This window comes from Streptomyces sp. NPDC007863 (assembly GCF_040633895.1).
Classification (GTDB): Bacteria; Actinomycetota; Actinomycetes; order Streptomycetales; family Streptomycetaceae; genus Streptomyces.
In genome coordinates, this window is record NZ_JBEYEI010000011.1 from 14,387 (window position 1) to 38,023 (window position 23,637).

A 23,637-nucleotide genomic window follows, 5' to 3' on the forward strand; every position below is an offset into this window, starting at 1 on the left:
GATCGTTACGGGATCATTTCGGGCATTTCTGTCGATCCTAGGGCAGTGTGGAGTGCCGTGCTCAGGCCAGGACCGTGTACCCCGCCTCCCGCAGCGCCCCCTCCACCTCACGGCAGTGCTCCGGGCCCTTCGTCTCCAGGTGCAGCTCCACCTCCACCTCCGTGAGGCCGAGCCGCGGGTCGGTCCGTACGTGACTGACGTCGAGCACGTTCGCGTCGACCACCGTCAGCACCGCGAGCAGCGTCGCCAGCGCCCCCGGCCGGTCCGCCACCCGCAGCCGCAGGCTCAGATACCGGCCCGCCGCCGCCATGCCGTGCCGCAGGATCCGCTGGAGCAGCAACGGGTCGACGTTGCCGCCCGACAGGACCGCCACCACCGGGCCCCGGAACGACGACGGATCGCTCAGCAGCGCCGCGACCGGGCTCGCCCCGGCCGGCTCCACCACCAGCTTCGCCCGCTCCAGACAGAGCAGCAGCGCCGAGGAGAGCGCGTCCTCCGAGACCGTGCGGACCTCGTCCACGTACTCCTGGACCAGCCCGAAGGGCACGTCGCCCGGCCGGCCGACCTTGATGCCGTCCGCCATCGTCACCGGCGCGTCGACGGCCACGGGATGCCCGGCGGCCAGCGACGGCGGATAGGCCGCCGCGCCCTCCGCCTGCACCCCGATGATCCGCACGTCCGGCCGGACCGACTTCACCGCGAGCCCGATCCCGGCCGCGAGCCCGCCGCCGCCGACCCCGACGACGATCGTGCGGACCTCCGGACACTGCTCCAGGATCTCCAGGCCGACCGTGCCCTGACCGACGATGACGTCGGGGTGGTCGAAGGGGTGGATGAAGACCGCCCCGGTCTCCCGCGCGTACTCCTGCGCGGCGGCCAGCGTCTCGTCCACCACGTGCCCGTGCAGCCGCACGTCCGCGCCGTAGTCACGGGTCGCCGCGACCTTCGGCAGCGGGGCGCCGACCGGCATGAAGACCGTCGCGCGCACCCCGAGGAGCTGTGAGGCGAGCGCCACACCCTGCGCGTGGTTCCCGGCCGAGGCGGCGACCACCCCCGCCGCCCGCTCCTCGGGCCGGAGCCCCGCGATCCGCACGTACGCGCCGCGCAGCTTGAACGAGCCGGTCCGCTGGAGGTTCTCGCACTTCAGCAGGACCGGCGCCCCGACCAGCGACGACAGGTGGCGGCTGCCCTCCAGGGCGGTCACCCGGGCCACCCCCGCCAGCATCTTCTGCGCCCCGCGCACGTCGTCGAGCATCAGCCGGTGCAAGGGGTATGGCGTACCGAAGGTCATGACCCCAAGTCTCGCAGCTCACCGGGGTCGCGGCCGCGCGGACCGCGGGCCCGCGGCGGGTTTGCGCACGGCCGGTACGGAGCCCGTCCCGTCCGCGTACTCTGTCCCCCACACCGACCACCCCCGCACGAGAGAGCCCCCCAGCCATGCCCACATCTCAGGACATGACGACCGAGCTCGACCCCGGCCTCCTCGATGCCCTCCAGCACCAGGTGGCCGTCTTCGCCCGCCGGGCCGAGCAGACCCGCCTCGGCGGCACCGGACAGCTCCGCAACTCCATGGACCGGGCCGCCTACCTCCTCCTCAACCGCCTCGACCAGGAAGGGCCGATGGGCGTCAAGGCGCTCGCGGCCGGCATGGGGATCGACTCCTCGACCGTGACCCGCCAGGTCGCCCCGCTCGTCGATTCCGGCCTCGTCAAGCGCGCCTCGCACCCCGAGGACGGCCGCGCGGTCGTCCTCCAGCTCTCCCCGCGCGGCCTGGAGCGCCTGGAGGAGGTCCGCTCCTCGCGCCGCACGCTCATGGCCGAGGTCACGGACGGCTGGACCGAGGGCGAGCGCGAGTCCTTCTGCTCCCTGCTCACCCGCTTCAACGCGGCGCTCTCCGCCCGCCAGTCGGGACACCACATCGGAAGCGGCGGTTCGACGCAGGGGGGTTGACCCCGCTTCCCTCCCCACCCCATACATGAGCGGGTGGGGAAGCAGCGGACCCGATCCGAACACGCCGCCCGTGCCCGGGAGTTCGACGCCTTCGTGGCGGGCGCGGCGGGCCGGCTGCTGCACGTCGCCACGCTGCTCACCGCCGAGACCCGGACCCGGAACCCGTACGCCCGCGCGCTCCTCGCCGCCGCCCTCGCCCACACGTACGCGGTCCGCGACCGGGGCCACGACGAGGACCCGTACGCGCTGACCCGCGACGGACTCGCCCTCCGCTTCGCCCGGACCGCCCGGCGGCACCGCGCCGGCCGCGGCGGCGTCCTCGGCCCCCTCACCCCGCAGGAGCGGCTCGTCCTCGTGCTGCGCCTGTACGAGGGCGTGCCCGAGGAACAGACCGCGGCGCTGCTCGGCCTCCCGGAGGCCCGGGTCCGCGCGGTGTACGCCCGCGCGGTGGCACGCGTCAGGAAGGGGGCCGCCGCGTGAGGCACGGCGACAAGGAGGCGGCCGTCCGGCGGCTGCTCGACACGCCCCATCCGCCCGTCCCCGGCGACCTGGCGGCGCGGGCGGCGGCCCGGGGCGGCCGGGCCCGGCGGCGGGAGCGGGCGCTGCGGCGGACCGGCGGCGTGCTGGCCGGGATCGCCGCGCTGGCCTTCTCCCTCTGGGCGGCCGAGGCCCGTCCCTGGGAGCCGCCGCCGGCCGCGACGACACCGCCGTTCGCCGGGCCGTGAGGACGGCTCTAGCCTGGAGGAGGGGGTCGGTCGGAACAGCGACGCAGGAGGCCGACATGACCAGGAAAGCCGCCGACTGCCGGGACACCCCGAGCGTGTCGGGCTGCACCCTCTACATCTCGGGCGAGGAGGAGGAAGTGGTCCGCGCGGCCACCGAGCACGCCGTCTCCGTCCACGAACACACGGACTCGCCGGAGCTGCGGGCGGAGGTCCGGGCGAGCCTGAAGGACCCGCTGCCGGGGACCTGAACGGTCCGCCGGCCCCGGCCCCGGGTACGGGATCGCTCGCCGTACCCGGGACCCGCGCGCGGACCGGCACCGCGGATCAGCCCGGCGCCGCGGATCAGCCCGGCGCCGCCGATCGGTCCGGCGCCGTGATCAGCCCAGCGCCTCGCGCAGGTCGGCGATCAGGTCGTCGACGTTCTCGATGCCGACCGAGAGGCGGACCAGGTCGGCCGGGACCTCCAGGGCCGAACCGGCGACGCTGGCGTGCGTCATCCGGCCCGGGTGCTCGATCAGCGACTCGACGCCGCCGAGGGACTCGCCCAGGGTGAAGAGCTTCGCGCGGTCGCACACGCCGACCGCCGCCTCCTCGCCGCCCTCGACGCGGAAGGAGATCATGCCGCCGAAGGACCGCATCTGCTTGGCCGCGATCTCGTGGCCCGGGTGCTCGGCGAGCCCCGGGTAGAGGACCTGCGTGACCTTCGGGTGCCGGGTGAGGAAGTCGGCGACCCTCGTCGCGTTCTCGCTGTGGCGGTCCATGCGGACGGCGAGGGTCTTGATGCCGCGCAGCACGATCCACGAGTCGAACGGACCGGCCACCGCGCCCATCGCGTTCTGGTGGTACGCCAGCTCCTCGCCGAGCTCCGCGTCGGCCGCGATCAGGGCGCCGCCGACGACGTCCGAGTGGCCGCCCATGTACTTGGTGAGGGAGTGCACGACGACGTCCGCGCCGAGCGCCAGCGGCTGCTGGAGGTAGGGCGAGGCGAAGGTGTTGTCGACGACCAGCTTCACACCGGCCTGCCGGGCCACGCCCGCGACCGCCTCGATGTCGGTGATCCCGAGCAGCGGGTTCGACGGGGTCTCGACCCAGATCAGCTTCGTGCGGTCGTTGACCGCGGCGCGCACCGAGGCGACGTCCGAGGTGTTCGCCACGGAGAAGTCGACGCCCCAGCGCTGCACGACCTTGGCGAAGAGCCGGAAGGTGCCGCCGTACGCGTCGTTCGGGATCACGACGTGGTCGCCGGGGGCGAGGAGGGTGCGCAGCAGGCAGTCCTCGGCCGCCAGGCCGGAGGCGAAGGCGAGGCCGCGCCGGCCGCCCTCCAGGGCCGCGAGGTTCTCCTCCAGGGCGGTGCGCGTCGGATTGGCGCTGCGGCTGTACTCGTAGCCCCCGCGGAGCCCGCCCACGCCGTCCTGCTTGTAGGTGGACACCTGGTAGATGGGCGGGACGACCGCGCCGGTCAGCGGGTCGGCGGTGTTGCCCGCGTGGATGGCGCGGGTCTCGAAGTTCTGGTGGTTGTGCTGGTCGCTCATGGTCAGGAGCGTAGTGCCGGGGTCCGTCTCCTGCCGCGATTCGTCCACGGGGGCGGCGCGGCCGGGCCGTTGCCGGGCGGCCTGCGGGGGAGTCGGCGGGGGAGCCGGCGGGGAGTCGTCCGCAGCCTGGTCCCGGCCGGGTTCCTCCCCACCGGTGTCCTGGACAATGGACGCATGGAGATTCTCTGGTTCCTGATCGCCCTGGGCCTGCTCTTCGGCGTCCTCGGCCCCTATCTGCTGCGCCGCCGCGGCGGCGGCATCCGGCAGGTCGCGCCCGGCACGCCCGACGCGGCCGACCCGGAGGCGTACGGATTCGTCCGCCAGGAGGAGCTGGACGTGCGGCTCCCGGGGCCGGACCACGATCTCCTCGACGTCCTCCGGGTCGTCCAGGCCACCCAGGACTGGCGGGCCGCGTCCCAGCTGCTCGCCGGGACGCCGAAGGAGGGCGAGGTCCGCTGGCAGCGCGTCCAGGCGTTCGCGGGCGCGGCCTCCCTGGAGCTCGCGGAGAAGCCGGGCGCCGGCGGTGCCTGGCTGCGCGCCTGGCGTTCGGACGCGCCGAAGGACGCGGGCGCGGCCGCGGTGCACGCGGAGTTCCTGGTGCAGCAGGCGTGGCGCTCCTCGGCGGCCGGCAGCGACGACTTCCGGATCATCCTGGAGGAGGCCCGGAAGGTCGCGGACGAGGCGGCCCTGCTGGCCCCCGGCGACCCGGTCCCGTACATCACGCAGCTGGCGGTGGCCCGCGGACTCGGTTACACCCACGAGCAGTTCGACCAGGTGTGGGCGAAGGTCATCGACCGGGCGCCGCAGCACATGGGGGCGCACCTCGCGGCCCTGCACTACTGGTGCGAGAAGTGGCACGGCTCGCGCGAGGAGGCCGACCACTTCGCGACGACGGCCGCCGCCCGCGCCCCGCAGGGCTCGCTGCTCTCCGCGCTGCCGCTCTTCGCGGTCTTCGAGCACGTGCCGGACGTGGTGCTCGTCCAGGACTTCTACCGCACGGCCGTGGTGAGCAAGGCGATGGAGGGCGCGCTGTACGCGGTCCACTCGGCCCGCCCGGACGACCCGATGATGGCGCACGTGCGCCATCTGCTCGTGTACTTCCTGGTGCGCGGCGAGCGCTGGGCGGAGGCGATGCACCAGCTGGTCCACGTCGACGGCCACGTGGGCGCGGTCCCGTGGACGCTGAGCGGCGACCCGGCGGCCGAGTACACCCTGCACCGCAACCTCGCGGTCGCCGGGTACGAGGCGAACGGCGGCAGCCCGGCCACCCTCCGCCACTGACGGGCGGCCCGCCCCCGGGCGCCGCCGGGGAACAGCGGTGTCCGCGCCGGCGTTGAGTCCACTGCCGAACCGCGTCGAGGAGAGATGCCGCATGTTCCTGTCCCGCACCCCCGTCCTGCCCGCCCCGGAGCAGGCCCTGCGCGGCCGCCCGGAGCCGGAGTTCTCCGTCCCCGAGCGCCACACGGTGCTCGGCAACCCGCTGCTCGGCCCGTACCCGGAGGGCCTGGAGGTCGCCGACTTCGGCCTCGGCTGTTTCTGGGGCGCCGAGCGGAAGTTCTGGCAGACCGACGGCGTCTGGACCACGCTCGTCGGCTACCAGGGCGGCTACACGCCGAACCCGACGTACGAGGAGGTCTGCTCGGGCCTCACCGGGCACACCGAGGTCGTGCGGGTCGTCTTCGACCCGGCGAAGGTGTCGTACGAGACCCTGCTCAAGGTCTTCTGGGAGTCCCACGACCCGACGCAGGGCTTCCGCCAGGGCAACGACGTGGGCACCCAGTACCGCTCCGCCGCCTACACCCACTCGCCCGCCCAGGCCGAGACGGCCGAGGCCTCCCGGGCCGCCTACCAGAAGGTCCTGACGGCCTCCGGCTACGGCGAGATCACCACCGCGGTCCTCCCCGCCGCCGACCGCGCCTTCTACCCGGCCGAGGCCTACCACCAGCAGTACCTCGACAAGAACCCGGCCGGTTACTGCGGCATCGGCGGCACCGGCGTCTCCTGCCCGATCGGGGTCGCCAAGGCCGAGTAGGCGGCGCGCGGGCCCCGGGAACGCCGAAGGGCCGGTCCCCCCTCAGCGGGGGGACCGGCCCTTCGGTCGTGGAGAGGGGGCCTCAGCCGGTGTAGGGCTTGGCGCTGAGGATCTTGACCCTGGCCTTCTTGCCGTTCGGGAGCTCGTACTCCGCGTCGTCGCCGGCCTTCTTGCCGTTGACGCCGATGCCGAGCGGCGACTGCGGCGAGTAGGTGTCGATCTTCTCGCTCGCGTACTCGCGGGAGGCGAGCAGGAAGGTCATCGTGTCGGACTCGTCGCCGTCGAAGGCGATCGTGACGACCATGCCGGGCTCGACGACGCCGTCGTCCGCCGGGGCCTCGCCGACCTTCGCGTTCTGCAGCAGCTGGGTCAGCTGGCGGACCCGGAGCTCCTGCTTGCCCTGCTCTTCCTTGGCCGCGTGGTACCCGCCGTTCTCGCGAAGGTCGCCCTCCTCGCGCGCGGCGGCGATCTTCGTGGCGATCTCGGTACGCGCGGGACCAGACAGGTACTCAAGCTCTGCCTTGAGCTTGTCGTACGCCTCCTGGGTGAGCCAGGTGACGTTGTCGCTGGTCTGGGTCACAGGTGCTCCTCGTAGGTACTGGGAATACAAAGCATCGCCCTACGCGGAAGGCGGGCGCCTTCCGGGTGGGCGAAACCACGAGCCTAACAATGTGTGGCGGAAAGCGGGAGGACATAAACCATCGGAATGGCGTCGGTCCAGGTCACCGCGGTGGCCCGCCGGGGCCCGTCCCGGTGTCCCTACCCACCGCTACCGCGGCGTACACCCCAGCAGCTCGGCGCTGGTGGCGCGGGCGGTCGTGCGCAGCGAGTAGACGCGGTCGACCCGGCCGCTCGGCTCGTCGACGACGACGTCCTTGCGGGCCACCTCGGCACCGTCCTCGGAGCGGGAGCGGAGCGTGCACACGCCCTCGACGCCCTGGTCCTTGCGGACCTCCAGGTGCACCTGGACCTCGGAGTCGCTCACCACGTCGAACTTGATCATCTCGGCGCTGATCTGGTTGGCGCCGACGTAGTGCCAGCCGAACCAGCCGATCATGGCGAGGAAGAGGGTCCCGAGGACGGCTCCGGCGATCTTCAGCTTCCGGTCGGCCCGCTCGTCCGCCGAGCGCCCGTAGCGCCCCTCGGGCAGCTGCTCTCGCACGGCGCTCATGGTTCGGTCCTCTCGGGGCGGGGGCGGCGGAATTTTCGTCCCCCCGATTCCGTCACTATAGAGACCACGCTCCGCGTCGAATCACTGAGGATCGAGTCTTGACTGAGCAGCTGCGACTGATGGCCGTTCACGCCCACCCCGACGACGAGTCGAGCAAGGGCGCGGCGACCATGGCCAAGTACGTGTCCGAGGGGGTGGACGTCCTGGTGGTGACGTGCACGGGCGGCGAGCGGGGCTCGGTCCTGAACCCCAAGCTCCAGGGCGACCCCTCCATCGAGGAGAACATCCACGAGGTCCGCCGCAAGGAGATGGAGGAGGCCCGGGAGATCCTGGGCGTCGAGCAGGAATGGCTCGGCTTCGTCGACTCCGGGCTGCCCGAGGGCGACCCGCTGCCCCCGCTCCCCGAGGGCTGCTTCGCCCTGGAGGACGTGGACCACGCGGCCGGCGAGCTGGTGCGCAAGATCCGCTCCTTCCGTCCGCAGGTCATCACGACCTACGACGAGAACGGCGGGTACCCGCACCCCGACCACATCATGACCCACAAGATCACGATGGTGGCCTTCGACGGCGCGGCCGACGCCGAGAAGTTCCCCGAGGCCGAGTACGGCCCCGTCTTCACGCCGCAGAAGCTCTACTACAACCAGGGCTTCAACCGTCCGCGCACCGAGGCCCTGCACAAGGCCCTCCTCGACCGGGGCCTGGAGTCCCCGTACGGCGACTGGCTGGCGCGGTGGAGCGAGTTCGAGCGCAAGGAGCGGACGCTCACCACGTTCGTCCCGTGCGCCGACTTCTTCGAGACCCGCGACCGGGCGCTGATCGCCCACGCCACCCAGATCGACCCCGAGGGCGGCTGGTTCCGCGTCCCGATGGAGATCCAGAAGGAGGTCTGGCCGACGGAGGAGTACGAGCTCAGCAAGTCGCTGGTGCCGACCTCCCTCCCCGAGGAAGATCTCTTCGCGGGCATCCGGGACAATGCCTAGCATGAGCGCACACCTCGCACTGACGCAGCTGGTCCCCTTCGCCGCCGAAGAGCTGGACAAGAACAAGGTGACCCCCGGCGTCCTGGGGTTCGTCGTCTTCGCGGTCCTGGCCCTCGCCGTCTGGGCGCTGATGAAGTCGATGAACCGCCACATGCACAAGATCAGCTTCGAGGAGGCCCCGGAGACCGCCGAGGCCGCCCCGGGCGGCGGCAAGGCCGCCCCCGCCCCGAAGTAGCGGGGCACCCGCTCCCGCACTCCCGCGCACGTGTCCGCACCGCGTCTCCTCGCGGTGCGGACACGCGTGTCTTCCGGGCCGTGGAGAAGCCCGCGGCGAATCCGCGGCACCGGTCACCGAGAGCGACGTGACAGGGTGTGGCGCAGTGCGTGCGGATCTTGTGCCCGGTGACGCAGACTTCGTCGGGACCATCGAAGGACCGCCGCAGGACCCGCGCCGACACGTGAGGGTGGAAGAACTGATGCCGGAAGACACCGCCGCCGCCGGCGCAGGACGGTCCGCCGGCCGTCTGCTGGCCGTCTCCGACCTGCACATCGCCTACCGGGAGAACCGCGCCATCCTGGAGGAGCGGGTCCTCCCGACCTCCCCCGACGACTGGCTGGTGGTCGCGGGCGACGTCGGCGAGACCGTCTCCGACATCGAAGGCGCGCTCAAGCTGCTGCGCGACCGCTTCGCCCAGGTGATCTGGGTGCCCGGCAACCACGAGCTGTGGACCCCGGGAGACGACCCCGTCCAGCTGCGAGGCGAGGAGCGCTACCGCCACCTCGTGGAGATCTGCCGGGGGCTCGGCGTGCTGACCCCCGAGGACCCGTACCCGGTGTGGACCGGCGCCGGCGGCCCGGTCGTCGTGGCGCCGCTGTTCCTCCTCTACGACTACTCCTTCCGGGCCGCCGGCCTCACCAAGGAGCAGGCGCTGGCCGCCGCGTACGAGTCGGGCGTGGTCTGCTCGGACGAGTTCCTGCTCCACCCCGAGCCGTACCCGTCCCGCGACGCCTGGTGCCGGGCGCGGGTCGCCGAGACCCGGGCCCGGCTCGACGCCGTCGACCCGGCCCTGCTGACCGTCCTCGTCAACCACTTCCCGCTGGTGGTGGAGGACACCGCCCTCCTGCACTACCAGGAGTTCGCCCAGTGGTGCGGCACCACGCTCACCGCCGACTGGCACACGCGCTACCGCGCCGCCGCCGTCGTCTACGGGCACCTGCACATCCCGCGCACCACCTTCCACGACGGCGTCCGCTTCGAAGAGGTCTCCATCGGCTACCCCAGGGAGCACCGCAAGCGCGGACTGCCCCGGGGAGTGCTGCGGGACGTCCTGCGGGTGCGCGGGGAGGAGCGGTGATCGGGGCGATCCTCCCGCCGGAGGCGTCCTGGGCGACGCTCGACCACGACCCGGGGCCCGACGTGCTGTTCCCCGCCGAGACGGCGCTCGTCGCGGACTCCGTCGCGACCCGGCGGGCCGAGTTCGCCGCCGGCCGGCACTGCGCCCGGCTGGCCCTCGCGCGCCTCGGGATCCCGCCGGTCGAGATACCGGCCGGGCCGCGCGGCGAACCCCGCTGGCCGGACGGGATCGTCGGCAGCCTCACCCACTGCGCCGGCCTACGGGCCGCCGCCGTCGCCCGCCGCACCGACCTCCGCTCCGTCGGCATCGACGCCGAACCGCACGCGCCGCTCCCGGAGGGCGTACGCGACGCCATCGCGCTCCCCGAGGAGGCCGCGCACCTGCGGGACCTGCGGCGCGAGCGGCCCGACGTCCACTGGGACCGGCTGCTGTTCAGCGCCAAGGAGTCCGTCTACAAGGCGTGGTTCCCGCTGGCCGGCCGCATGCTCGGCTTCGAGGAGGCCCACCTCGCCTTCGCCCCGGACGGCAGCTTCACCGCCCGGCTGCTCGTGCCGGGCCCGCACGTCGACGGCCGCACCCTGACCGGCTTCACCGGCCGCTGGACCGTCACCCCGGACCACGTCGTGACCTCGGTCCACGTCCCCGCGCCCCGATGACCGAAACCCGCGCCTGAGCCCCCGCGCCGCGCGGCCCCGCGCACCCTCCCACCACCCAACGCGACGCCCGGAAGCGCCCCGTGACCGTCATCGCGCTCCCCGTTGCGCGAGGATGGGGGCATGTCCAACCGACTCGCTCAGGCCACGTCCCCGTACCTCCTCCAGCACGCCGACAACCCCGTCGACTGGTGGCCCTGGTCGCCCGAGGCCTTCGAGGAGGCCCGCCGCCGGGACGTCCCCGTACTGCTCAGCGTCGGTTACAGCTCGTGCCACTGGTGTCACGTCATGGCGCACGAGTCCTTCGAGGACGAGACCACCGCCGCGCTGCTCAACGAGCACTTCGTCGCCGTGAAGGTCGACCGCGAGGAGCGGCCCGACATCGACGCCGTCTACATGGAGGCCGTCCAGGCCGCCACCGGCCAGGGCGGCTGGCCCATGACCGTCTTCCTCACCCCCGACGCCGCCCCCTTCTACTTCGGCACCTACTTCCCGCCGGAGCCCCGCCACGGCATGCCGTCCTTCCCCGAGGTCCTCGAAGGCGTCCACACCGCCTGGACCGAGCGCCGCGGCGAGGTCGCCGAGGTCGCCGACCGGATCGTCAAGGACCTCGCCGGCCGCTCCCTCGCCGTCGCCGGCGACGGTCTCCCCGGCGAGGAGGAGCTCGCCGCCGCCCTCCTCGGCCTCACCCGCGAGTACGACGCCACCCGCGGCGGCTTCGGCGGCGCCCCCAAGTTCCCGCCGTCTATGGCCCTGGAGTTCCTCCTCCGCCACCACGCCCGCACCGGCGCCGAGGGCGCCCTCCAGATGGCCGCCGACACCTGCGAGGCGATGGCCCGCGGCGGCATCTACGACCAGCTCGGCGGCGGCTTCGCCCGCTACGCCGTCGACCGCGCCTGGGTCGTCCCCCACTTCGAGAAGATGCTGTACGACAACGCCCTGCTCTGCCGCGTCTACGCCCACCTGTGGAAGGCCACCGGCAGCGACCTCGCCCGCCGCGTCGCCCTGGAGACCGCCGACTTCATGGTCCGCGAACTCCGCACCCCCGAGGGGGGTTTCGCCTCCGCGCTCGACGCGGACTCCGACGACGGCACGGGCAGGCACGTCGAGGGCGCCTACTACGCCTGGACCCCCGCCCAGCTGGAGGAGGCGCTCGGCGCGGAGGACGCCGCCCTCGCCGCCGCCCACTACGGCGTCACCGAAGAGGGCACCTTCGAGCACGGCGCCTCCGTCCTCCAGCTCCCCCAGGAGGCGGGTCCCGCCGACGCCGGCCGGATCGCCTCCATCCGCACCCGGCTCCACGCGGCCCGCGAGCGGCGCGAGCGCCCCGGCCGCGACGACAAGATCGTCGCCGCCTGGAACGGCCTCGCGATCGCCGCCCTCGCCGAGACCGGCGCCCTCTTCGACCGCGCCGACCTGGTCGAGCGCGCCACCGAGGCCGCCGACCTGCTGGTCCGCCTCCACCTCGACGACGGCGGCCGGCTCGCCCGCACCTCGAAGGACGGGCGGGCCGGCGCCCACGCGGGCGTCCTGGAGGACTACGCCGACGTCGCCGAGGGCTTCCTCGCCCTCGCCGCCGTCACCGGCGAGGGTGCCTGGCTCGACTTCGCCGGCCTCCTCCTGGACCACGTCCTCGACCGCTTCACCGGCGAGGGCGGCGCGCTGTACGACACGGCCCACGACGCCGAGGCCCTCATCCGGCGCCCCCAGGACCCCACCGACAACGCCACGCCCTCCGGCTGGACCGCCGCCGCCGGAGCACTGCTCTCGTACGCGGCCCACACCGGCTCGGAAGCCCACCGGACCGCCGCCGAGGGAGCCCTCGGCGTGGTCAAGGCGCTCGGCCCGCGCGCCCCCCGCTTCATCGGCTGGGGCCTCGCCGTCGCCGACGCCCTGCTCGACGGCCCCCGCGAGATCGCCGTCGTCGGCCACGCCGCCGACCCCGCCTACCAGGAGCTGCGCCGTACGGCCCTCAGGGCGGTCACCCCCGGAGCGGTCCTCGCCGCCGGAGCCCCCGACAGCGAGGAGTTCCCGCTCCTGCGCGACCGCCCCCTGGTCGCCGGTTCGGCCGCCGCGTACGTCTGCCGTCACTTCACCTGCGACGCACCCGTCACCGCACCGGACGCCCTGGCCGGTCTGCTGCGCTGAGCCCCTGACAAGGGCACGGCCCCGCCGCCCCTCCGGGGAGGGACGGCGGGGCCGCGCCGTGGCCGAGCGACGTCGCTCAGCTGTTGCCGGCGCCGTTGCCGGACAGCACGGGGATGTCGCTGAGGATGTGCGACAGCGGCTCGTCACCCTTGGCCTGGGTGGAGTTCTCGACGCACTGCTGGTTCTGCGGGGAGGACAGGACGTTGATGTCCTGGACCGCGATCGGGATGAGGCCGACGATCGAACCGGCGTTGACCTTGGCCGGGAGACCCACGCACGGCTTGTTCAGGGAACCCTGGACGAGCGCGAACTGCGGGCTCATGTTGCCGTGGGTGGCGGAGTTGCCGAACTCCTGGTGCGCGCCGTTGCCGGAGAGCGAGGTGGTGCCACCGTCGTCGGCGATCGCGAGCGCCTGCCCGGCCGTCGCGCCGACGACCGAAACAGCCACCGCAGCGGTCGCGAGGAGCTTCTTCATGTTCTGGCCTTTCGGATGACTGGCCCAGGCTGAGTGCCGAGCCGTGCTGATCAACTGGTCGGGGCGGCCGAGGTTCCGGTATGTCCACCGGACGGCCTACGGGCAGATGAGCGAAGACCCCCGTGCGGGCGCGTAGTCGGCGACGGAGACCTCGCTGGGCGCGATGGTGTCGCCGGACGGCAGCGGCCGGTCCGCGCGCAGCCGCGCGAAGACCTCGGCGGCCCCCTCCTCGTCCCAGCCCACCGTGGACCCGACCCCGTCGATCACGGGGTTGAAGCCGCGGACGGGCACGGTCGCGAACTCGGTACGGGACGGGCCGACGGCCTTCAGCCGGGTGGCGAGCGTGAGCAGTTCGGCCACCGAGACGCCCCGCTCGGCGGGGTCCGCGCCACGCAGCGTCGTGGCGAGGGACCGCAGCCTCGACGGGTCCTTGAGGATCCCGCCGGAGCGGACCCGGTCCAGCATGTTGACGAGGAACTTCTGCTGCTTGCGGATGCGGCCGAAGTCCATCTCCCCGTCGGCCTTGCGCGAGCGCACGTACTGCAGCCCCTCGCCGCCGCCCACCCACCGGGTGCCGACCGCCAGGTCGAGGCCGGTCGCGGGGTCCTTCAGCGGCTTCTGCGTGCAGATGGGCACCCCGCCGTCGACCCGGTCGACGCTGTCCATGAAGCGACGGAAGTCGACTTCGAGGTAGCGGTGCACGGTGAGCCCGGTCGCCGCCTCGACGGTCTCGACCGCGAGGGCCGAACCGCCCTCCGCGTGGGCCGCGTTGATCTTCGCGAGATGGGAGTCGTGGACGGCGCCGGTCCGCCGGTCGGTGTGCGGGCCGGGGAGTTCGGCGAGCGAGTCGCGGGGCAGCGAGACCACGCTCACCCGGTCGTTCGCGGCGGAGACGTGGACGAGCATGATCACGTCCGTGCAGTCGCAGTCCTCACCGCCGAGCCGGAAACGTTCCTTCTCCTCCGCGGTGACCCCCGCCCGCGTGTCGACGCCGACGAGGAGCAGGTTGAGTCCCTGTGTGGGGGAAGGGAGTTCGGTGGGTCCGCCGAAGGCGGAGGCGAGGGCTCCGGGGGCGAGCGCGAGAAGCGCCGCCGGTGCGAGCAGGAGCCGCCACGGACGGGGGAATCTCATGGCCGCACGCTAATTCGACCCCGCTCGCACAGAGATACGCGACGCGGTATCGGGCGTGTGAATCACTCCGTTGCGAGGCTTGTGTAATGATGCGGGAATAGCAGCGGAAGGAGCGAGGATGGCGCCGCCGGTTCCCGGTAATCCCGGGAAATGGGAACGGATGGCCTTCATTCCGAAGAGCCGGTACGTGAGCGAACCGCCGACCGTCGACAGGACCCCGTCCCACCGGCAATTCCCCGTCTATTCCGCCCTGGTGACCCAGTGGGTGCAGGCGGGGCGGGCGGTGCCGGGCATGCCGGACCGGGAGTGGGAGCGGCTGATGTCCACCCCCGTCTGGCCGCGCTAGCGGGGCCGGTACGCACGAAGGGGCCGCCCCGGCGGGGCGGCCCCTCGGCGCGGGATCGTCAGCTGTTGCCGACGCCGTTCCCGGACAGGACCGGGATGCCCTCCAGGATGTGCGACAGCGGCTCGTCGCCCTTCGCCTGCGTCGAGTTCTCGACGCACTGCTGGTTCTGCGGGGACGACAGGACGTTGATGTCCTGGACCGAGATCGGGATCGCGCCCACGATCGAACCCGCGTTGAGCTTCGCCGGCAGGCCGATGCACGGCTTGTTCAGGGAACCCTGGACCAGCGCGAACTGCGGGCTCATGTTCCCGTACGTGGTGGAGTTGCCGTACTCCTGGTGGGCGAAGTTGCCGCTCTTGGAGGTGGTGCCACCGTCGTCGGCGATGGCGAGGGCGGGGGTGGCCGCGGCGGCGGAGGCGCCGACGATCGCGGCGGCGGCGGCCGCGGTGGCCATGACCTTCTTGATCACGGGAGTTCCCTTCTAGAACCGGCTCCGTGCAGGGAGCCCCCTGATCAACTCGCTCCGGACCGCCGGGTTCCGCCCTGTCACCCCGTTGGCGGAGCGCACGCGGCAGCGCTCGCCGGGGTCTCCAGTCGATCGGGTGAAGCGCCGGAACCTCCCTCGTCGGCCGCAGTTGATCCGGTCGCATCAATCAGCTCGATTGGTGGGAACAGAACGGATTCACCGTGATCAAGAAGATGATGGCGGCCGCGGCCGTCACCGCTTCGGCCGTCGGCGTCGCCGCCGCGGCCGCCGCCCCCGCGATGGCCATCGCCAACGACGGCGGCACGACCTCCCTCTCGGGGAACGGCGCTCACCAGGCGTTCGGCAACTCCACCACCGACGGCAACATGAGCCCGCAGTTCTCCGCCGTCCAGGGCTCGCTGAACAAGCTCTGCCTGGGTGCCCCGGTCAAGGGCAACGTCGGCTCCGTCGTCGGCATCCTCGTGCCGGTCGCCGTCCAGGACGTCAACGTCCTGTCCTCCCCGCAGAACCAGCAGTGCGCGGAGAACTCGACGCAGGCCAAGGGCGACGAGCCGCTGTCGCACCTCGTCGAGGACATCCCGGTCCTGTCCGGGAACGGCATCGGCAACAGCTGATTCCGGGAACGAGCGCACGACACGGGGCCGGCGGAATTCCTTCCGCCGGCCCTGTGTCGTGCGCGCCAACGGAGTGAATGCCGGGCCGGGGAACGCGCATTCCGGTTTCCTTCGAGGGAGGTTGTCGTTGTCCGTGTGAGCGAGGGAAGCCGATCTTCCGTCGCGGAATAGGAGCCAGACGAAATGAACTGCAAGAAGGCTGCCGCCGTCATCGCCGGAGTCATCATGGCCATGGGCGCGGCCACCCCCGCCTTCGCCGACGCGGACGCGCACGGTGCGGCCATCGGTTCGCCGGGTGTCCTCTCGGGCAACGTCGTCCAGGCCCCGATCCACATCCCGATCAACGTCTGCGGCAACAGCGTCAACGTCATCGGCGCGCTGAACCCGGCCGTCGGCAACGTCTGCATCAACGCCTGATCCGGAACGCCGTGGCCGAGTCCTCGGCACCGGCCGGCCCCGGGAGGCGCACCCGCCTCCCGGGGCCGGCCCCTTTCTACGCCCGCACCGCCGCCCGTTCGCCGCTGCGCGGCCGCCCGACGCCGCCGCCCCGGGACCCCGCGCGCAGCCGTCGCCGCACCCCCCGAACCAGCCGGCCCGCCGTGTAGCCGGAGCCGAAGACGAACCGCATGGCCGGGCCGTACGAGGGCGCGGTGACGAGTCCGGCGAGGAAGAGCCCCGGCCAGGACGACTCGAAGAGGGCGCCCGTCTCGGGGGCGCGGACCGGGCCGACCGTGCGCAGCGCGGAGCGGAGCGCCGGGTCCAGGACCCCGGCCCGGTCCAGGGAGGGGACGAAACCGGTGGCGGCGACGACGTGGTCGGTCTCCAGGACCGAGGCCCCGTCGGGGCCCTCGACGTCGAGCCGGAGACGCTCGTCGCCGGTGACGGCCGCCGAGACGATCCGCTGCCCGAGGCGGACGTCGGTGACGGCGGCGAACCGCTCGCGCAGCCACCAGGCCCCGGCCGGGCCGAGCGCCGAGTCGAAGAGCCGCGCCCGGGTGGCGGGGGGCAGCCGCCGGAAGACGCCGGGGGTGTCGGCGTACAGCTTGTTGGTCCAGCCGCAGCCGAGCCCGGTGTGCGGGGCGCGCAGGGCTGCCCAGGGGGCGCGGTGGAGGGCGGGGGGCAGGGTGTTCCAGCGCAGCCGGTCGGCGCGGGCGACGATCCGTACGGCGGCGGCGCCGGCCTCGACGAGCAGGGCGGCGGTCTCCAGGGCGGCCTGCCCGGCGCCGACGACGGTGACGTCCCGCCCGGCGAGCGCGTCGAGTTCGCCGTGGTGGCTGGAGTGGGTGACGTACCGGCGGGGGAGGTCCCGGAGCGGGCCGGGGACCTCCGTGAAGGGGAGGACGCCGACGGCGAGGGCGACCGTGCGGGCCCGCAGCGTCTCGCCGTCCTCGGCGGTCACCGTGAAGCCCTCGGCGGCGGGCGCCACCGAGGTGATCAGCCGTTCGTCGACGGCGGGGACCGCCTGCCGGGCGAACCAGTCGCCGTAGGCGGCGAAGAAGGAGACGGGGAGCGGGACGCCGTGCTCGGCCCGCACGCCCCGGCCGGCCGCGTAGGCGTCGAGCCCGTACGCCCCCGCCGGGTCGGAGAGGTGCGAGGCCCACGGCTCGGACTTCAGGAACATGCCGGAGGGCATGGCGTGCCAGGACTCCATGGGCCGGCCGAAGGTGACCGGGCCGAGGCCGTGGGCCGCCGCGTGCGCGGCCACCGAGAGCCCGTAGGGGCCGGCCCCGACGACCACCAGGTCGTGGACCGGATTCGCGTGCGCCATCGTGTCTTCCGTCTTCATCGCTGGGTGAGCTGGGTGGAGGAGGGGCGGCCCGCGGGGCCGGGGAGGGCGGCCGGATGCCGGGGCCGGCGGGCCGCGAGCCGCCGGCGGACCACCGCCAGGGCCCGGCGCAGCAGGTGGGCCAGCCAGGCGCGGCCCATGGCGAGCGCGGGCGCCGGGTCGTCGGCGGCGAACCAGGCGCGCTCGGCGGGCCGCCGGGCGGTGCCGGGCTCGGGGGCGTACCGGCGGCGGGGGGAGGCGAGCAGCGAGAGCGCCGCGTAGTTCTCGACGACGAACCGGCGGCCGTACGCGGGGGAGAGCGGCGGCACCGTGCGGCCGGTGAGGTCGAGGTGCAGGGCCCGCACCACGTCGAGGCCGCGGCGGTCGGCGAAGAGCCGGAACTGGGCGCCGGGGCGGGGGTTGAAGTCCAGCAGGTGGTACGCGCCGGTGTCCCGGTCGAGCCGGAAGTCGAGGTCGCACACGCCCCGGTGACCGAGTGCTTCGAGCAGCCCGCGGGCGAGCCGGTCCACCTCCGGGTTGGGCGTCCAGCGGCCGACGGCGGTGAGCCCGGCGCCGTCCGGCCAGGACCGTTCCTTGCGGCCGGTGGCCCCGGCGGCGCAGCGGCCGGCGGAGTCCGCGTACCCGTGGAAGAACCAGTCGAGGTCCCGGCCCGGCGGCAGCAGCTCCTGGAGCAGCAGCGGGCTGCCGGCCTGCGGGGTGCGGCGGTACAGCTCCCGCACCTCGGCGAGCGAGCGGAGGATCGTCGTACTGCGCAGCCCCGAGCCGGTGGGCAGCAGCCACGGCCGGCTCCACTTGGCGATCACCGGCAGGCCGAGCGACCAGGCCATGGCGGCGGCCTCGTCGGCGTCGGCGGGGAGTTCGGTACGGGGGTGGGGCAGGCCGAGCTCGGCGCAGACCTCGGCGAGCCGGGCCTTGTCCGCGACCCGCAGCAGCTGTTCCTCGGTCCGGTCGGGCAGCAGGATCCTGCCCGCGAGTTCGGTCCTGCGGCGGGCGAGCGCGAGGGCGCTGACGTCGTCCAGCGGCACGGCGAGCACCGGAGCTGACGGGGTGTCGGTGATCTCGCCGGCGATCCGGAGCAGCAGCGCGGCCAGCTCGGTGGAGGCGGCGGAGGCGGGCCGTGCCCGGACCGAGCGGACGTACCGCGAGCGGGCGACGGGGCTGTCGCGGGACTCGACGACCGCGTGCACGGGGATCCCGGCCCGGCCCAGGGAACGGGCGGCCCCGAGGGTTCCGTGGTGGAAGGGGTTCCGGTCGAGCCGCACGAGGACTGCGGGTACGCGGGTGTCGAAAGGCGGCACGGCCATGGCCCCTTCATCTCGGGTGCCCCAACTGGGCGATGAAATCCTCTAATGGACTACGGAGCGGAGGAAAGCCGAGTTCACGGTCGGCTCATTAGGAATACTTTCGGAACATCGGATTGACTGAGCGTCAAAGGGCTTGTGCCTGAAGGAGCGGCCATGGAACCTGTCGGAGGAACACCGAGAAAAAGACGGACATGGCTGGGGGTGATCACCGCAGGTCTCCTCGTCTCGGGCTCGGTCGTGCTGTCGGCACCCGCTCACGCCGCCGCATCCCTAACGACGGAGGACCCCGGTCCGACTCTCCCGGCCGCCACGGCCATGGGCGCCTTCCTCGATTCCGGTTCGCGTGGCGTCAGCCGGATCGCCGAGCTGGAGCGCTGGCTCGGCGGCCGCGAGCTCCGGGTCGGCCACACCTACCTGCCCGGCGACCTCTGGTCCAACATCGAGGGCCCGCCCGGCTTCCTCGACGCGTGGGCCGACTGGCGCAACACCAAACGGGACCGGATCTTCGTCCTCAACGTCCCCATGCTGGAACGGAACGAGGCGGGCGTCTCCGACCAGGAGGTACGCCGCCAGCTCCAGCTCGGCGCGGCCGGCTACTACGACCACCACTTCCGCACCCTCGCGCAGCGGCTCGTCGAGGCGGGGGCCCTGGACCCGGTCCTCGTCCTCGGCTGGGAGATGAACGGCACCACCTACACCCACCGGTGCGGACCCGACCCGACGGCCTGGAAGAAGTACTGGAACCGGATCGTCACGACCATGCGGTCCGTGCCCGGCCAGCGGTTCCGCTTCGACTTCAACCCGAGCCGGGGCCGGGACGCGGTGCCGTGGACCGAGTGCTATCCGGGCGACGACGTCGTCGACGTCATCGGCATGGACTCGTACGACCAGCCGCCCGGCGCGGATTTCGACCGGCACGTGAACGAGCCCTACGGACTCCAGAAGCAGGTCGATTTCGCGGCCGAGCACGGAAAGCAGATCTCCTACCCCGAATGGGGGCTCTTCCGGAACGGCGACAACCCGACGTACATGCGGCGCATGCTGGAATGGATCCAGCAGCACAAGCCGCTCTACCACACCATCACGGACTATTGCCCGCACGGCGTCTGGCAGTGCGACGACAATCCGCAGTCGTCCCGGGTCTTCCGGGAGATGCTGTACGGGGTGGAGCCTTCGGTGCCGGTGGATCCGGTTGACCCGGTGGATCCGGTGGACCCCGTGGACCCCGTGGACCCCGTGGACCCCGTGGATCCGGTTGACCCGGTGGACCCCGTGGATCCGGTTGACCCGGTGGACCCCGTGGATCCGGTTGACCCGGTCGATCCGGTGGACCCCGTGGATCCGGTGGATCCGACGGTTCCTGAGCCGAAGCCGGAACCGAAGCCTGAGCCGAAGCCGGAACCGAAGCCCGAGCCGAAGCCCGAGCCGAAGCCCGAGCCGAAGCCGGAACCCAAGCCGGAACCGAAGCCCGAGCCGAAGCCGGAACCCAAGCCGGAACCGAAGCCCGAGCCGAAGCCCGAGCCCAAGCCGGAACCCAAGCCGGAACCGAAGCCCGAGCCGAAGCCCGAGCCCAAGCCGGAACCGAAGCCCGAACCGAAGCCCGAGCCCAAGCCGGAACCCAAGCCCGAGCCGAAGCCGGAACCCAAGCCGGAACCCAAGCCGGAACCGAAGCCCGAGCCGAAGCCCGAGCCGAAGCCCGAGCCGAAGCCCGAGCCCAAGCCGGAACCGACGCCCGAGCCCAAGCCCGACTGTTGGAAGGTCGAGCTCGGGGACTGGGTGGAGAGCTGGATCGGTGGGCCGGTGTGCGTGCCGAAGGAGACCGGGTGGAAGGACGAGCCGAAGGGTGACCTCGGGCTCGGCCTGGACCTGGACCTCGACTGGAAGGGGGCCCTCAACGGCGTCTGGCCGTTCTGACGGTCAGCCGCCCGGCACGGACGCGGGCGCGCGGCCGGGGAGGCGGGCGAGGAGCCGGCCGGCCCAGGCCCGCTCCCGCGCCTGCCGGGCCGCCCAGCGCCGCGCGTCCGCCGCGCCCGCGTGGAGCCAGAGGAGCGGGGCCGTACCGCGGCCGGTGAGCAGCAGCCGCCGGTTGCGGACCGGTTCGGGCCGCCAGTGCTGCTTGTACGGTTCGCTGCCCCGCAGCATGCTCAGCGTGGCCCGGCCGCCCGCACTGGTCTCGCGGGCCCCGTGCCGCAGCAGCATCGCGGCGACGTCGACCTTCCGCTCCCGCAGCACCGGGTCGGCGCCGTACAGGTAGCCGCCGGCGAGGCGCGGGGACATCAGGGTGAGGTCGGCGGCGACGACGTCCCCGCCGAGCCGGAACTCGGTGACCATCGCGTCGCCGCGCTCCACCATGGGCCGGACCGCCCGGGCGAGGTGCTGGGCGAACCGCTCGCTGGTGTGCTCGGCGGTCACCCCTCGGCCCCGCCACTGGAGCTGATGGAGGGTCAGGAGGCGGTCGAGGGCGGCCGGCACGTCGGGCCCCGTCACCACGTGCGCGTCGATGCCGAGCGCGTCGAGCTTGCGCAGCTTGGCGCGGACCCGCTGGGCCTTCCCGGACGGGATCCGTTCGAGCAGGCCCTCCATGGGGACGGCCGGCAGCTCCAGGCAGAGCGAGTCGGGGAGCCGTCGGCGCGGCCCGCGCCAGTGGGCGAAGACCCGTTCGGCGGCGGCGCCGGGCCGCACCTCCCGCAGGTCGACGACCGCACCCCGGGCGGTCCGGGCGACGGCGTCGGCGAGCGCGGCGGCCGCCTCGGGGCGCTCGTCGTCGAGGAGGACGTCGGTGAAGTCGGTGATGGCTCCGCCGAGCTGGGTGAGCACGGGCAGCGGCCCGCGCGCCCGCATCAGGGGCGCCGCCGCGACGAGCGCGCCGGACCCGTCCCGTACGAGCACCACCCGCAGCGCGCCGGGACGGCCGTACGACACCCACCAGGAGTGCAGCCAGGAGTGGGACTGGAAGGGGGTCGCCGAGGAGCAGCGCCCGTACAGCGCCGTCCACTCGGCCGCGAGGCGTCCGAAGGCCTCCGTGTCACGGCAGAGCTCGGTCCGCAGGGTTCTTCCCAAGGTCACACCGCCTCCGGTTCGGGCTGGTGGGCCGCGGGCGCGGGCACCGCCGCGCCCGTGGCCGCCGCCGGGCGGGAGTGGCGGCCCTCGGCGCGGCCCGCGGCCCGCTTCTTCGGGCGGACGAGCAGCGCGAGCCCGCCGAGCAGCCCGCCGGCGCAGGCGCCGACGAGGGCGGAGAGCGGCGCGGACGGCGACACGGGGGCGGCCGGCTTGGTCGCGCGGGAGAACTGGACGACCTTGACGCCGGTGCTGCCGGCGACGTGCGAGGAGTTGAGGACGAGCGAGCGGGCCACCCCGTCGGCGATCGACACCGCCTTCGACGGCTTCGACGCCCGGGCGGTGATCGAGATCATCGGCGCGTCGGGCGAGGTCTCCGCCCGGACGCTCTCGCGGAGGGTGGCGGCGGTGACCCCGGCCCACACCTGGGCGTCGCCGGTCACCGCGATGTCGGTGGCGACCCGGCCGTACGCCTGGGCGAAGCCGAGCGCCGCCGCCGGGTCGGACTTCTCGCCGGGCACGACGATGACGTAGCTGGTGGCGGCGTACTCGGGGGTCTTCAGGACCCCGTAGCCGCCGCCGAGCACGGCGCCGGCGACCACGGCGGCGGGCAGCACCGCCCAGCGGCCGGGGGAGCGCAGGGGGGCGGGCAGTCGTACGGCGCGGGGTGGGGTGGTGGTCATGACGGGCTCTCTCGCTGGGACGGGCAGGGGCTTCGGAAGGCGTTCGGGGTGCTCAGGGTGCGGGGCGGCCGTGGACGGCCTGGTCGTAGAGGCTCATCAGCCGGTCGGCGCTGTGCGCGATGTCGTAGCGGCGGGCGGCGGCCGGGGCGGGCAGGCGTACGGGCCGGGGGCCGTGCGCGGCCCGCAGCTCGTGCAGGGCGCCGATCAGCTCGGGCACCGACTCGCCGATCCGCCGGGCGCCGGGCGCCGCCTCGGCCGGCAGGTCCTCGATCGCCGGGCACGCCACGTACAGCACGGGCAGTCCGGCGGCGAGCGCCTCGACGACGGCGAGCCCGAAGGTCTCGTCGGGCGAGGTGGAGACGAAGACGTCCATGGCGGCGAGGAGCTCGGGGAGCATCGGTCCGGCGGGCCCGTCCAGCGGCGGGTCCTCGCAGGCGCCGAAGAACAGCACCCGGCCGGCGGCGCCGCACTCGCGGGCCACCGCGCGCAGCTCCTCGCGGCGCTCCCCGTCGCCGACGAGGAGGAGCCGGGCCTCCGGCACCGAGGCCACGGCCCGGATCAGCCGGTCGAACCGCTTGCCGGGGGCGAGCCGTCCGACCCCGCCGACCACGAAGGCGTCCTCGGGGATGCCGAGGACGCCCCGGGTGAGCCGGCGGGCGCGGGGGACGAAGGCGAAGCGGCCGGTCTCGATGCCGTTCGGCACCACCTGGATCCGGTCAGGCGCCACCCCCCAGGCGGCGAGCCGGCGGGCCACGCTCGCCGAGACCGCGACCGTCGAGGTGCCCAGCCGCTCCGAGGCCAGATAGAGCGCGCGGGTGCCCGTCGACAGCGGGCGGCCCTCGATCTGCGACTCCCCGAGCGAGTGCTCGGTGGCGATGACCCGGCGCACGCCGCCGAGCCGGGCGGCCAGCCGGCCGTAGACGCAGGCCCGGTACAGGTGGGTGTGGACGAGGTCGTAGCCGCCCTCGCGGATCAGCCGGGCGAGCCGGGGCAGCGCGCCGAGGTCCCGGTTCCCGGTCATGCCGAGGTGGGTGACCGGGGTGCCGTCGGCCTCGATGCCGAGCGCCACCGGGCCGGGGTTGGTGAGCGTCACCACCCGGCCCTGCACGGGGAGGTGGCGCAGCAGGAGGCGGAGCTGCTGCTCCGCGCCGCCGATGCCGAGGCCGGTGATGACGTGCAGCACCTTCAGGCGGCCGCTCTTCCCGGGG

Annotated in this window: 26 protein-coding genes and 1 pseudogene; 15 read left to right on the forward strand and 12 right to left on the reverse strand. The window is 73.6% G+C overall.

Annotated features, from left to right (window positions below; genetic code table 11):
* Nucleotides 1-61 precede the first annotated feature (61 nt).
* Nucleotides 62-1,291: a threonine ammonia-lyase gene (gene ilvA, locus ABZ621_RS18395; protein ID WP_360605665.1), complete on the reverse strand. Its 1,230-nt coding sequence runs from the start codon at nt 1,289-1,291 to the stop codon at nt 62-64.
* Between the two features lie 146 nt (nt 1,292-1,437).
* Between ilvA and ABZ621_RS18400 the strand changes: the two genes are divergently transcribed.
* The 4 genes from ABZ621_RS18400 to ABZ621_RS18415 are packed head-to-tail and all read left to right on the forward strand — an operon-like array spanning nt 1,438 to nt 2,923.
* Nucleotides 1,438-1,950, forward strand: a complete 513-nt coding sequence (locus tag ABZ621_RS18400; protein ID WP_360605667.1) for a MarR family transcriptional regulator — start codon at nt 1,438-1,440, stop codon at nt 1,948-1,950.
* A gap of 33 nt (nt 1,951-1,983) precedes the next feature.
* A complete protein-coding gene (locus ABZ621_RS18405; protein ID WP_360605669.1) occupies nt 1,984-2,430 on the forward strand; it encodes a sigma factor-like helix-turn-helix DNA-binding protein in 447 nt (148 codons plus the stop codon).
* Nucleotides 2,427-2,675 (forward strand): hypothetical protein, encoded by a 249-nt coding sequence (locus ABZ621_RS18410; RefSeq protein WP_189946424.1) that lies wholly within the window; start codon nt 2,427-2,429, stop codon nt 2,673-2,675. The genes ABZ621_RS18405 and ABZ621_RS18410 overlap by 4 nt, the downstream gene beginning before the upstream one ends.
* Before the next feature lie 56 nt (nt 2,676-2,731).
* Entirely contained in the window at nt 2,732-2,923 is a 192-nt protein-coding gene (locus tag ABZ621_RS18415; protein WP_360605671.1) for a DUF1059 domain-containing protein, read from the forward strand.
* A 129-nt stretch (nt 2,924-3,052) separates the two neighbouring features.
* On the opposite strand, the gene ABZ621_RS18420 is transcribed toward ABZ621_RS18415, so the two are convergent.
* A complete protein-coding gene (locus tag ABZ621_RS18420; protein WP_360605673.1) occupies nt 3,053-4,207 on the reverse strand; it encodes a cystathionine gamma-synthase in 1,155 nt (384 codons plus the stop codon).
* 174 nt (nt 4,208-4,381) lie between these two features.
* On the opposite strand from ABZ621_RS18420, the gene ABZ621_RS18425 reads away from it, so the two are divergent.
* Complete coding sequence (locus ABZ621_RS18425; RefSeq protein WP_360605675.1) at nt 4,382-5,488, forward strand: hypothetical protein; 1,107 nt, start codon at nt 4,382-4,384, stop codon at nt 5,486-5,488.
* Between the two features lie 91 nt (nt 5,489-5,579).
* Nucleotides 5,580-6,239 (forward strand): peptide-methionine (S)-S-oxide reductase MsrA, encoded by a 660-nt coding sequence (gene msrA / locus ABZ621_RS18430; protein ID WP_360605677.1) that lies wholly within the window; start codon nt 5,580-5,582, stop codon nt 6,237-6,239.
* Nucleotides 6,240-6,321: 82 nt separating this feature from the next.
* Here msrA and greA read toward each other — a convergent pair whose 3' ends face one another.
* Together greA and ABZ621_RS18440 are read right to left on the reverse strand one after the other, a co-directional pair.
* Nucleotides 6,322-6,819 carry a transcription elongation factor GreA gene (gene greA, locus ABZ621_RS18435; RefSeq protein WP_360605679.1) on the reverse strand — a complete coding sequence of 166 codons (498 nt, stop codon included), beginning with the start codon at nt 6,817-6,819 and terminating at the stop codon, nt 6,322-6,324.
* A 189-nt stretch (nt 6,820-7,008) separates the two neighbouring features.
* Nucleotides 7,009-7,410, reverse strand: coding sequence for a DUF4307 domain-containing protein (locus tag ABZ621_RS18440; protein WP_360605681.1), 402 nt, complete (start codon nt 7,408-7,410; stop codon nt 7,009-7,011).
* Nucleotides 7,411-7,508: 98 nt separating this feature from the next.
* Here ABZ621_RS18440 and mca point away from each other — a divergent pair, with 98 nt between their 5' ends.
* The 5 genes from mca (at nt 7,509) to ABZ621_RS18465 (ending at nt 12,546) form a co-directional block, all read left to right on the forward strand.
* Nucleotides 7,509-8,390 (forward strand): mycothiol conjugate amidase Mca, encoded by an 882-nt coding sequence (mca, locus tag ABZ621_RS18445; RefSeq protein WP_360605683.1) that lies wholly within the window; start codon nt 7,509-7,511, stop codon nt 8,388-8,390.
* A complete protein-coding gene (locus tag ABZ621_RS18450) occupies nt 8,383-8,625 on the forward strand; it encodes a hypothetical protein (RefSeq protein ID WP_360605685.1) in 243 nt (80 codons plus the stop codon). Before mca ends, ABZ621_RS18450 begins: the two co-directional genes overlap by 8 nt.
* 241 nt (nt 8,626-8,866) lie before the next feature.
* On the forward strand, nt 8,867-9,745 hold the full coding sequence (locus ABZ621_RS18455) for a metallophosphoesterase (protein ID WP_360605687.1): 879 nt from the start codon (nt 8,867-8,869) through the stop codon (nt 9,743-9,745).
* Nucleotides 9,742-10,401, forward strand: coding sequence for a 4'-phosphopantetheinyl transferase superfamily protein (locus ABZ621_RS18460; protein ID WP_360605689.1), 660 nt, complete (start codon nt 9,742-9,744; stop codon nt 10,399-10,401). The genes ABZ621_RS18455 and ABZ621_RS18460 overlap by 4 nt, the downstream gene beginning before the upstream one ends.
* Nucleotides 10,402-10,521: 120 nt before the next feature.
* Nucleotides 10,522-12,546, forward strand: a complete 2,025-nt coding sequence (locus ABZ621_RS18465; protein WP_360605691.1) for a thioredoxin domain-containing protein — start codon at nt 10,522-10,524, stop codon at nt 12,544-12,546.
* 76 nt (nt 12,547-12,622) lie between these two features.
* Here ABZ621_RS18465 and ABZ621_RS18470 read toward each other — a convergent pair whose 3' ends face one another.
* Together ABZ621_RS18470 and ABZ621_RS18475 are read right to left on the reverse strand one after the other, a co-directional pair.
* Complete coding sequence (locus ABZ621_RS18470) at nt 12,623-13,021, reverse strand: rodlin (protein WP_360605693.1); 399 nt, start codon at nt 13,019-13,021, stop codon at nt 12,623-12,625.
* A 96-nt stretch (nt 13,022-13,117) separates the two neighbouring features.
* Nucleotides 13,118-14,152: an LCP family protein gene (locus tag ABZ621_RS18475; RefSeq protein WP_360605695.1), complete on the reverse strand. Its 1,035-nt coding sequence runs from the start codon at nt 14,150-14,152 to the stop codon at nt 13,118-13,120.
* Between the two features lie 187 nt (nt 14,153-14,339).
* Here ABZ621_RS18475 and ABZ621_RS18480 point away from each other — a divergent pair, with 187 nt between their 5' ends.
* A complete protein-coding gene (locus ABZ621_RS18480) occupies nt 14,340-14,498 on the forward strand; it encodes a hypothetical protein (RefSeq protein ID WP_360605697.1) in 159 nt (52 codons plus the stop codon).
* Between the two features lie 58 nt (nt 14,499-14,556).
* On the opposite strand, the gene ABZ621_RS18485 is transcribed toward ABZ621_RS18480, so the two are convergent.
* The gene (locus tag ABZ621_RS18485) at nt 14,557-14,967 is read right to left on the reverse strand and encodes a rodlin (RefSeq protein ID WP_360605699.1); all 411 of its coding nucleotides are present in this window, start codon (nt 14,965-14,967) and stop codon (nt 14,557-14,559) included.
* A gap of 218 nt (nt 14,968-15,185) precedes the next feature.
* Here ABZ621_RS18485 and ABZ621_RS18490 point away from each other — a divergent pair, with 218 nt between their 5' ends.
* Together ABZ621_RS18490 and ABZ621_RS18495 are read left to right on the forward strand one after the other, a co-directional pair.
* Nucleotides 15,186-15,599 (forward strand): rodlin, encoded by a 414-nt coding sequence (locus ABZ621_RS18490; protein ID WP_360605701.1) that lies wholly within the window; start codon nt 15,186-15,188, stop codon nt 15,597-15,599.
* A 183-nt stretch (nt 15,600-15,782) separates the two neighbouring features.
* A complete protein-coding gene (locus tag ABZ621_RS18495) occupies nt 15,783-16,016 on the forward strand; it encodes a chaplin (RefSeq protein WP_360605703.1) in 234 nt (77 codons plus the stop codon).
* Between the two features lie 76 nt (nt 16,017-16,092).
* Here the strand turns inward: ABZ621_RS18495 and ABZ621_RS18500 are convergent, their stop codons facing one another.
* A complete protein-coding gene (locus ABZ621_RS18500; protein ID WP_360605705.1) occupies nt 16,093-17,367 on the reverse strand; it encodes an FAD-dependent oxidoreductase in 1,275 nt (424 codons plus the stop codon).
* Nucleotides 17,368-17,381: 14 nt separating this feature from the next.
* Nucleotides 17,382-18,689, reverse strand: coding sequence for an ATP-grasp domain-containing protein (locus tag ABZ621_RS18505; protein WP_360605707.1), 1,308 nt, complete (start codon nt 18,687-18,689; stop codon nt 17,382-17,384).
* Between the two features lie 315 nt (nt 18,690-19,004).
* On the opposite strand from ABZ621_RS18505, the pseudogene ABZ621_RS18510 reads away from it, so the two are divergent.
* Nucleotides 19,005-19,847, forward strand: a pseudogene (locus ABZ621_RS18510) (glycosyl hydrolase); the annotation flags it as partial.
* 759 nt (nt 19,848-20,606) lie between these two features.
* Here ABZ621_RS18510 and ABZ621_RS18515 read toward each other — a convergent pair.
* Genes ABZ621_RS18515 through ABZ621_RS18525 form a run of 3 tightly spaced genes read right to left on the reverse strand, consistent with a single transcriptional unit; the run spans nt 20,607 to nt 23,618 of the window.
* Entirely contained in the window at nt 20,607-21,755 is a 1,149-nt protein-coding gene (locus ABZ621_RS18515; RefSeq protein ID WP_360605709.1) for a GNAT family N-acetyltransferase, read from the reverse strand.
* Entirely contained in the window at nt 21,752-22,429 is a 678-nt protein-coding gene (locus ABZ621_RS18520) for a lipopolysaccharide biosynthesis protein (RefSeq protein WP_360605711.1), read from the reverse strand. Before ABZ621_RS18520 ends, ABZ621_RS18515 begins: the two co-directional genes overlap by 4 nt.
* 52 nt (nt 22,430-22,481) lie before the next feature.
* Nucleotides 22,482-23,618, reverse strand: coding sequence for a glycosyltransferase (locus ABZ621_RS18525; protein ID WP_360606106.1), 1,137 nt, complete (start codon nt 23,616-23,618; stop codon nt 22,482-22,484).
* Nucleotides 23,619-23,637: the final 19 nt, after the last annotated feature.

What these genes read in the sequence shown, in the direction of transcription:
- ilvA (WP_360605665.1), bottom strand. Translation starts at nt 1,291, where the DNA reads ATGACCTTCGGTACGCCATACCCCTTGCACCGGCTGATGCTCGACGAC.
- ABZ621_RS18400 (WP_360605667.1), top strand. Translation starts at nt 1,438, where the DNA reads ATGCCCACATCTCAGGACATGACGACCGAGCTCGACCCCGGCCTCCTC.
- ABZ621_RS18415 (WP_360605671.1), top strand. Translation starts at nt 2,732, where the DNA reads ATGACCAGGAAAGCCGCCGACTGCCGGGACACCCCGAGCGTGTCGGGC.
- ABZ621_RS18420 (WP_360605673.1), bottom strand. Translation starts at nt 4,207, where the DNA reads ATGAGCGACCAGCACAACCACCAGAACTTCGAGACCCGCGCCATCCAC.
- ABZ621_RS18425 (WP_360605675.1), top strand. Translation starts at nt 4,382, where the DNA reads ATGGAGATTCTCTGGTTCCTGATCGCCCTGGGCCTGCTCTTCGGCGTC.
- msrA (WP_360605677.1), top strand. Translation starts at nt 5,580, where the DNA reads ATGTTCCTGTCCCGCACCCCCGTCCTGCCCGCCCCGGAGCAGGCCCTG.
- ABZ621_RS18440 (WP_360605681.1), bottom strand. Translation starts at nt 7,410, where the DNA reads ATGAGCGCCGTGCGAGAGCAGCTGCCCGAGGGGCGCTACGGGCGCTCG.
- ABZ621_RS18450 (WP_360605685.1), top strand. Translation starts at nt 8,383, where the DNA reads ATGCCTAGCATGAGCGCACACCTCGCACTGACGCAGCTGGTCCCCTTC.
- ABZ621_RS18455 (WP_360605687.1), top strand. Translation starts at nt 8,867, where the DNA reads ATGCCGGAAGACACCGCCGCCGCCGGCGCAGGACGGTCCGCCGGCCGT.
- ABZ621_RS18465 (WP_360605691.1), top strand. Translation starts at nt 10,522, where the DNA reads ATGTCCAACCGACTCGCTCAGGCCACGTCCCCGTACCTCCTCCAGCAC.
- ABZ621_RS18470 (WP_360605693.1), bottom strand. Translation starts at nt 13,021, where the DNA reads ATGAAGAAGCTCCTCGCGACCGCTGCGGTGGCTGTTTCGGTCGTCGGC.
- ABZ621_RS18475 (WP_360605695.1), bottom strand. Translation starts at nt 14,152, where the DNA reads ATGAGATTCCCCCGTCCGTGGCGGCTCCTGCTCGCACCGGCGGCGCTT.
- ABZ621_RS18495 (WP_360605703.1), top strand. Translation starts at nt 15,783, where the DNA reads ATGAACTGCAAGAAGGCTGCCGCCGTCATCGCCGGAGTCATCATGGCC.
- ABZ621_RS18500 (WP_360605705.1), bottom strand. Translation starts at nt 17,367, where the DNA reads ATGGCGCACGCGAATCCGGTCCACGACCTGGTGGTCGTCGGGGCCGGC.
- ABZ621_RS18505 (WP_360605707.1), bottom strand. Translation starts at nt 18,689, where the DNA reads ATGGCCGTGCCGCCTTTCGACACCCGCGTACCCGCAGTCCTCGTGCGG.
- ABZ621_RS18520 (WP_360605711.1), bottom strand. Translation starts at nt 22,429, where the DNA reads ATGACCACCACCCCACCCCGCGCCGTACGACTGCCCGCCCCCCTGCGC.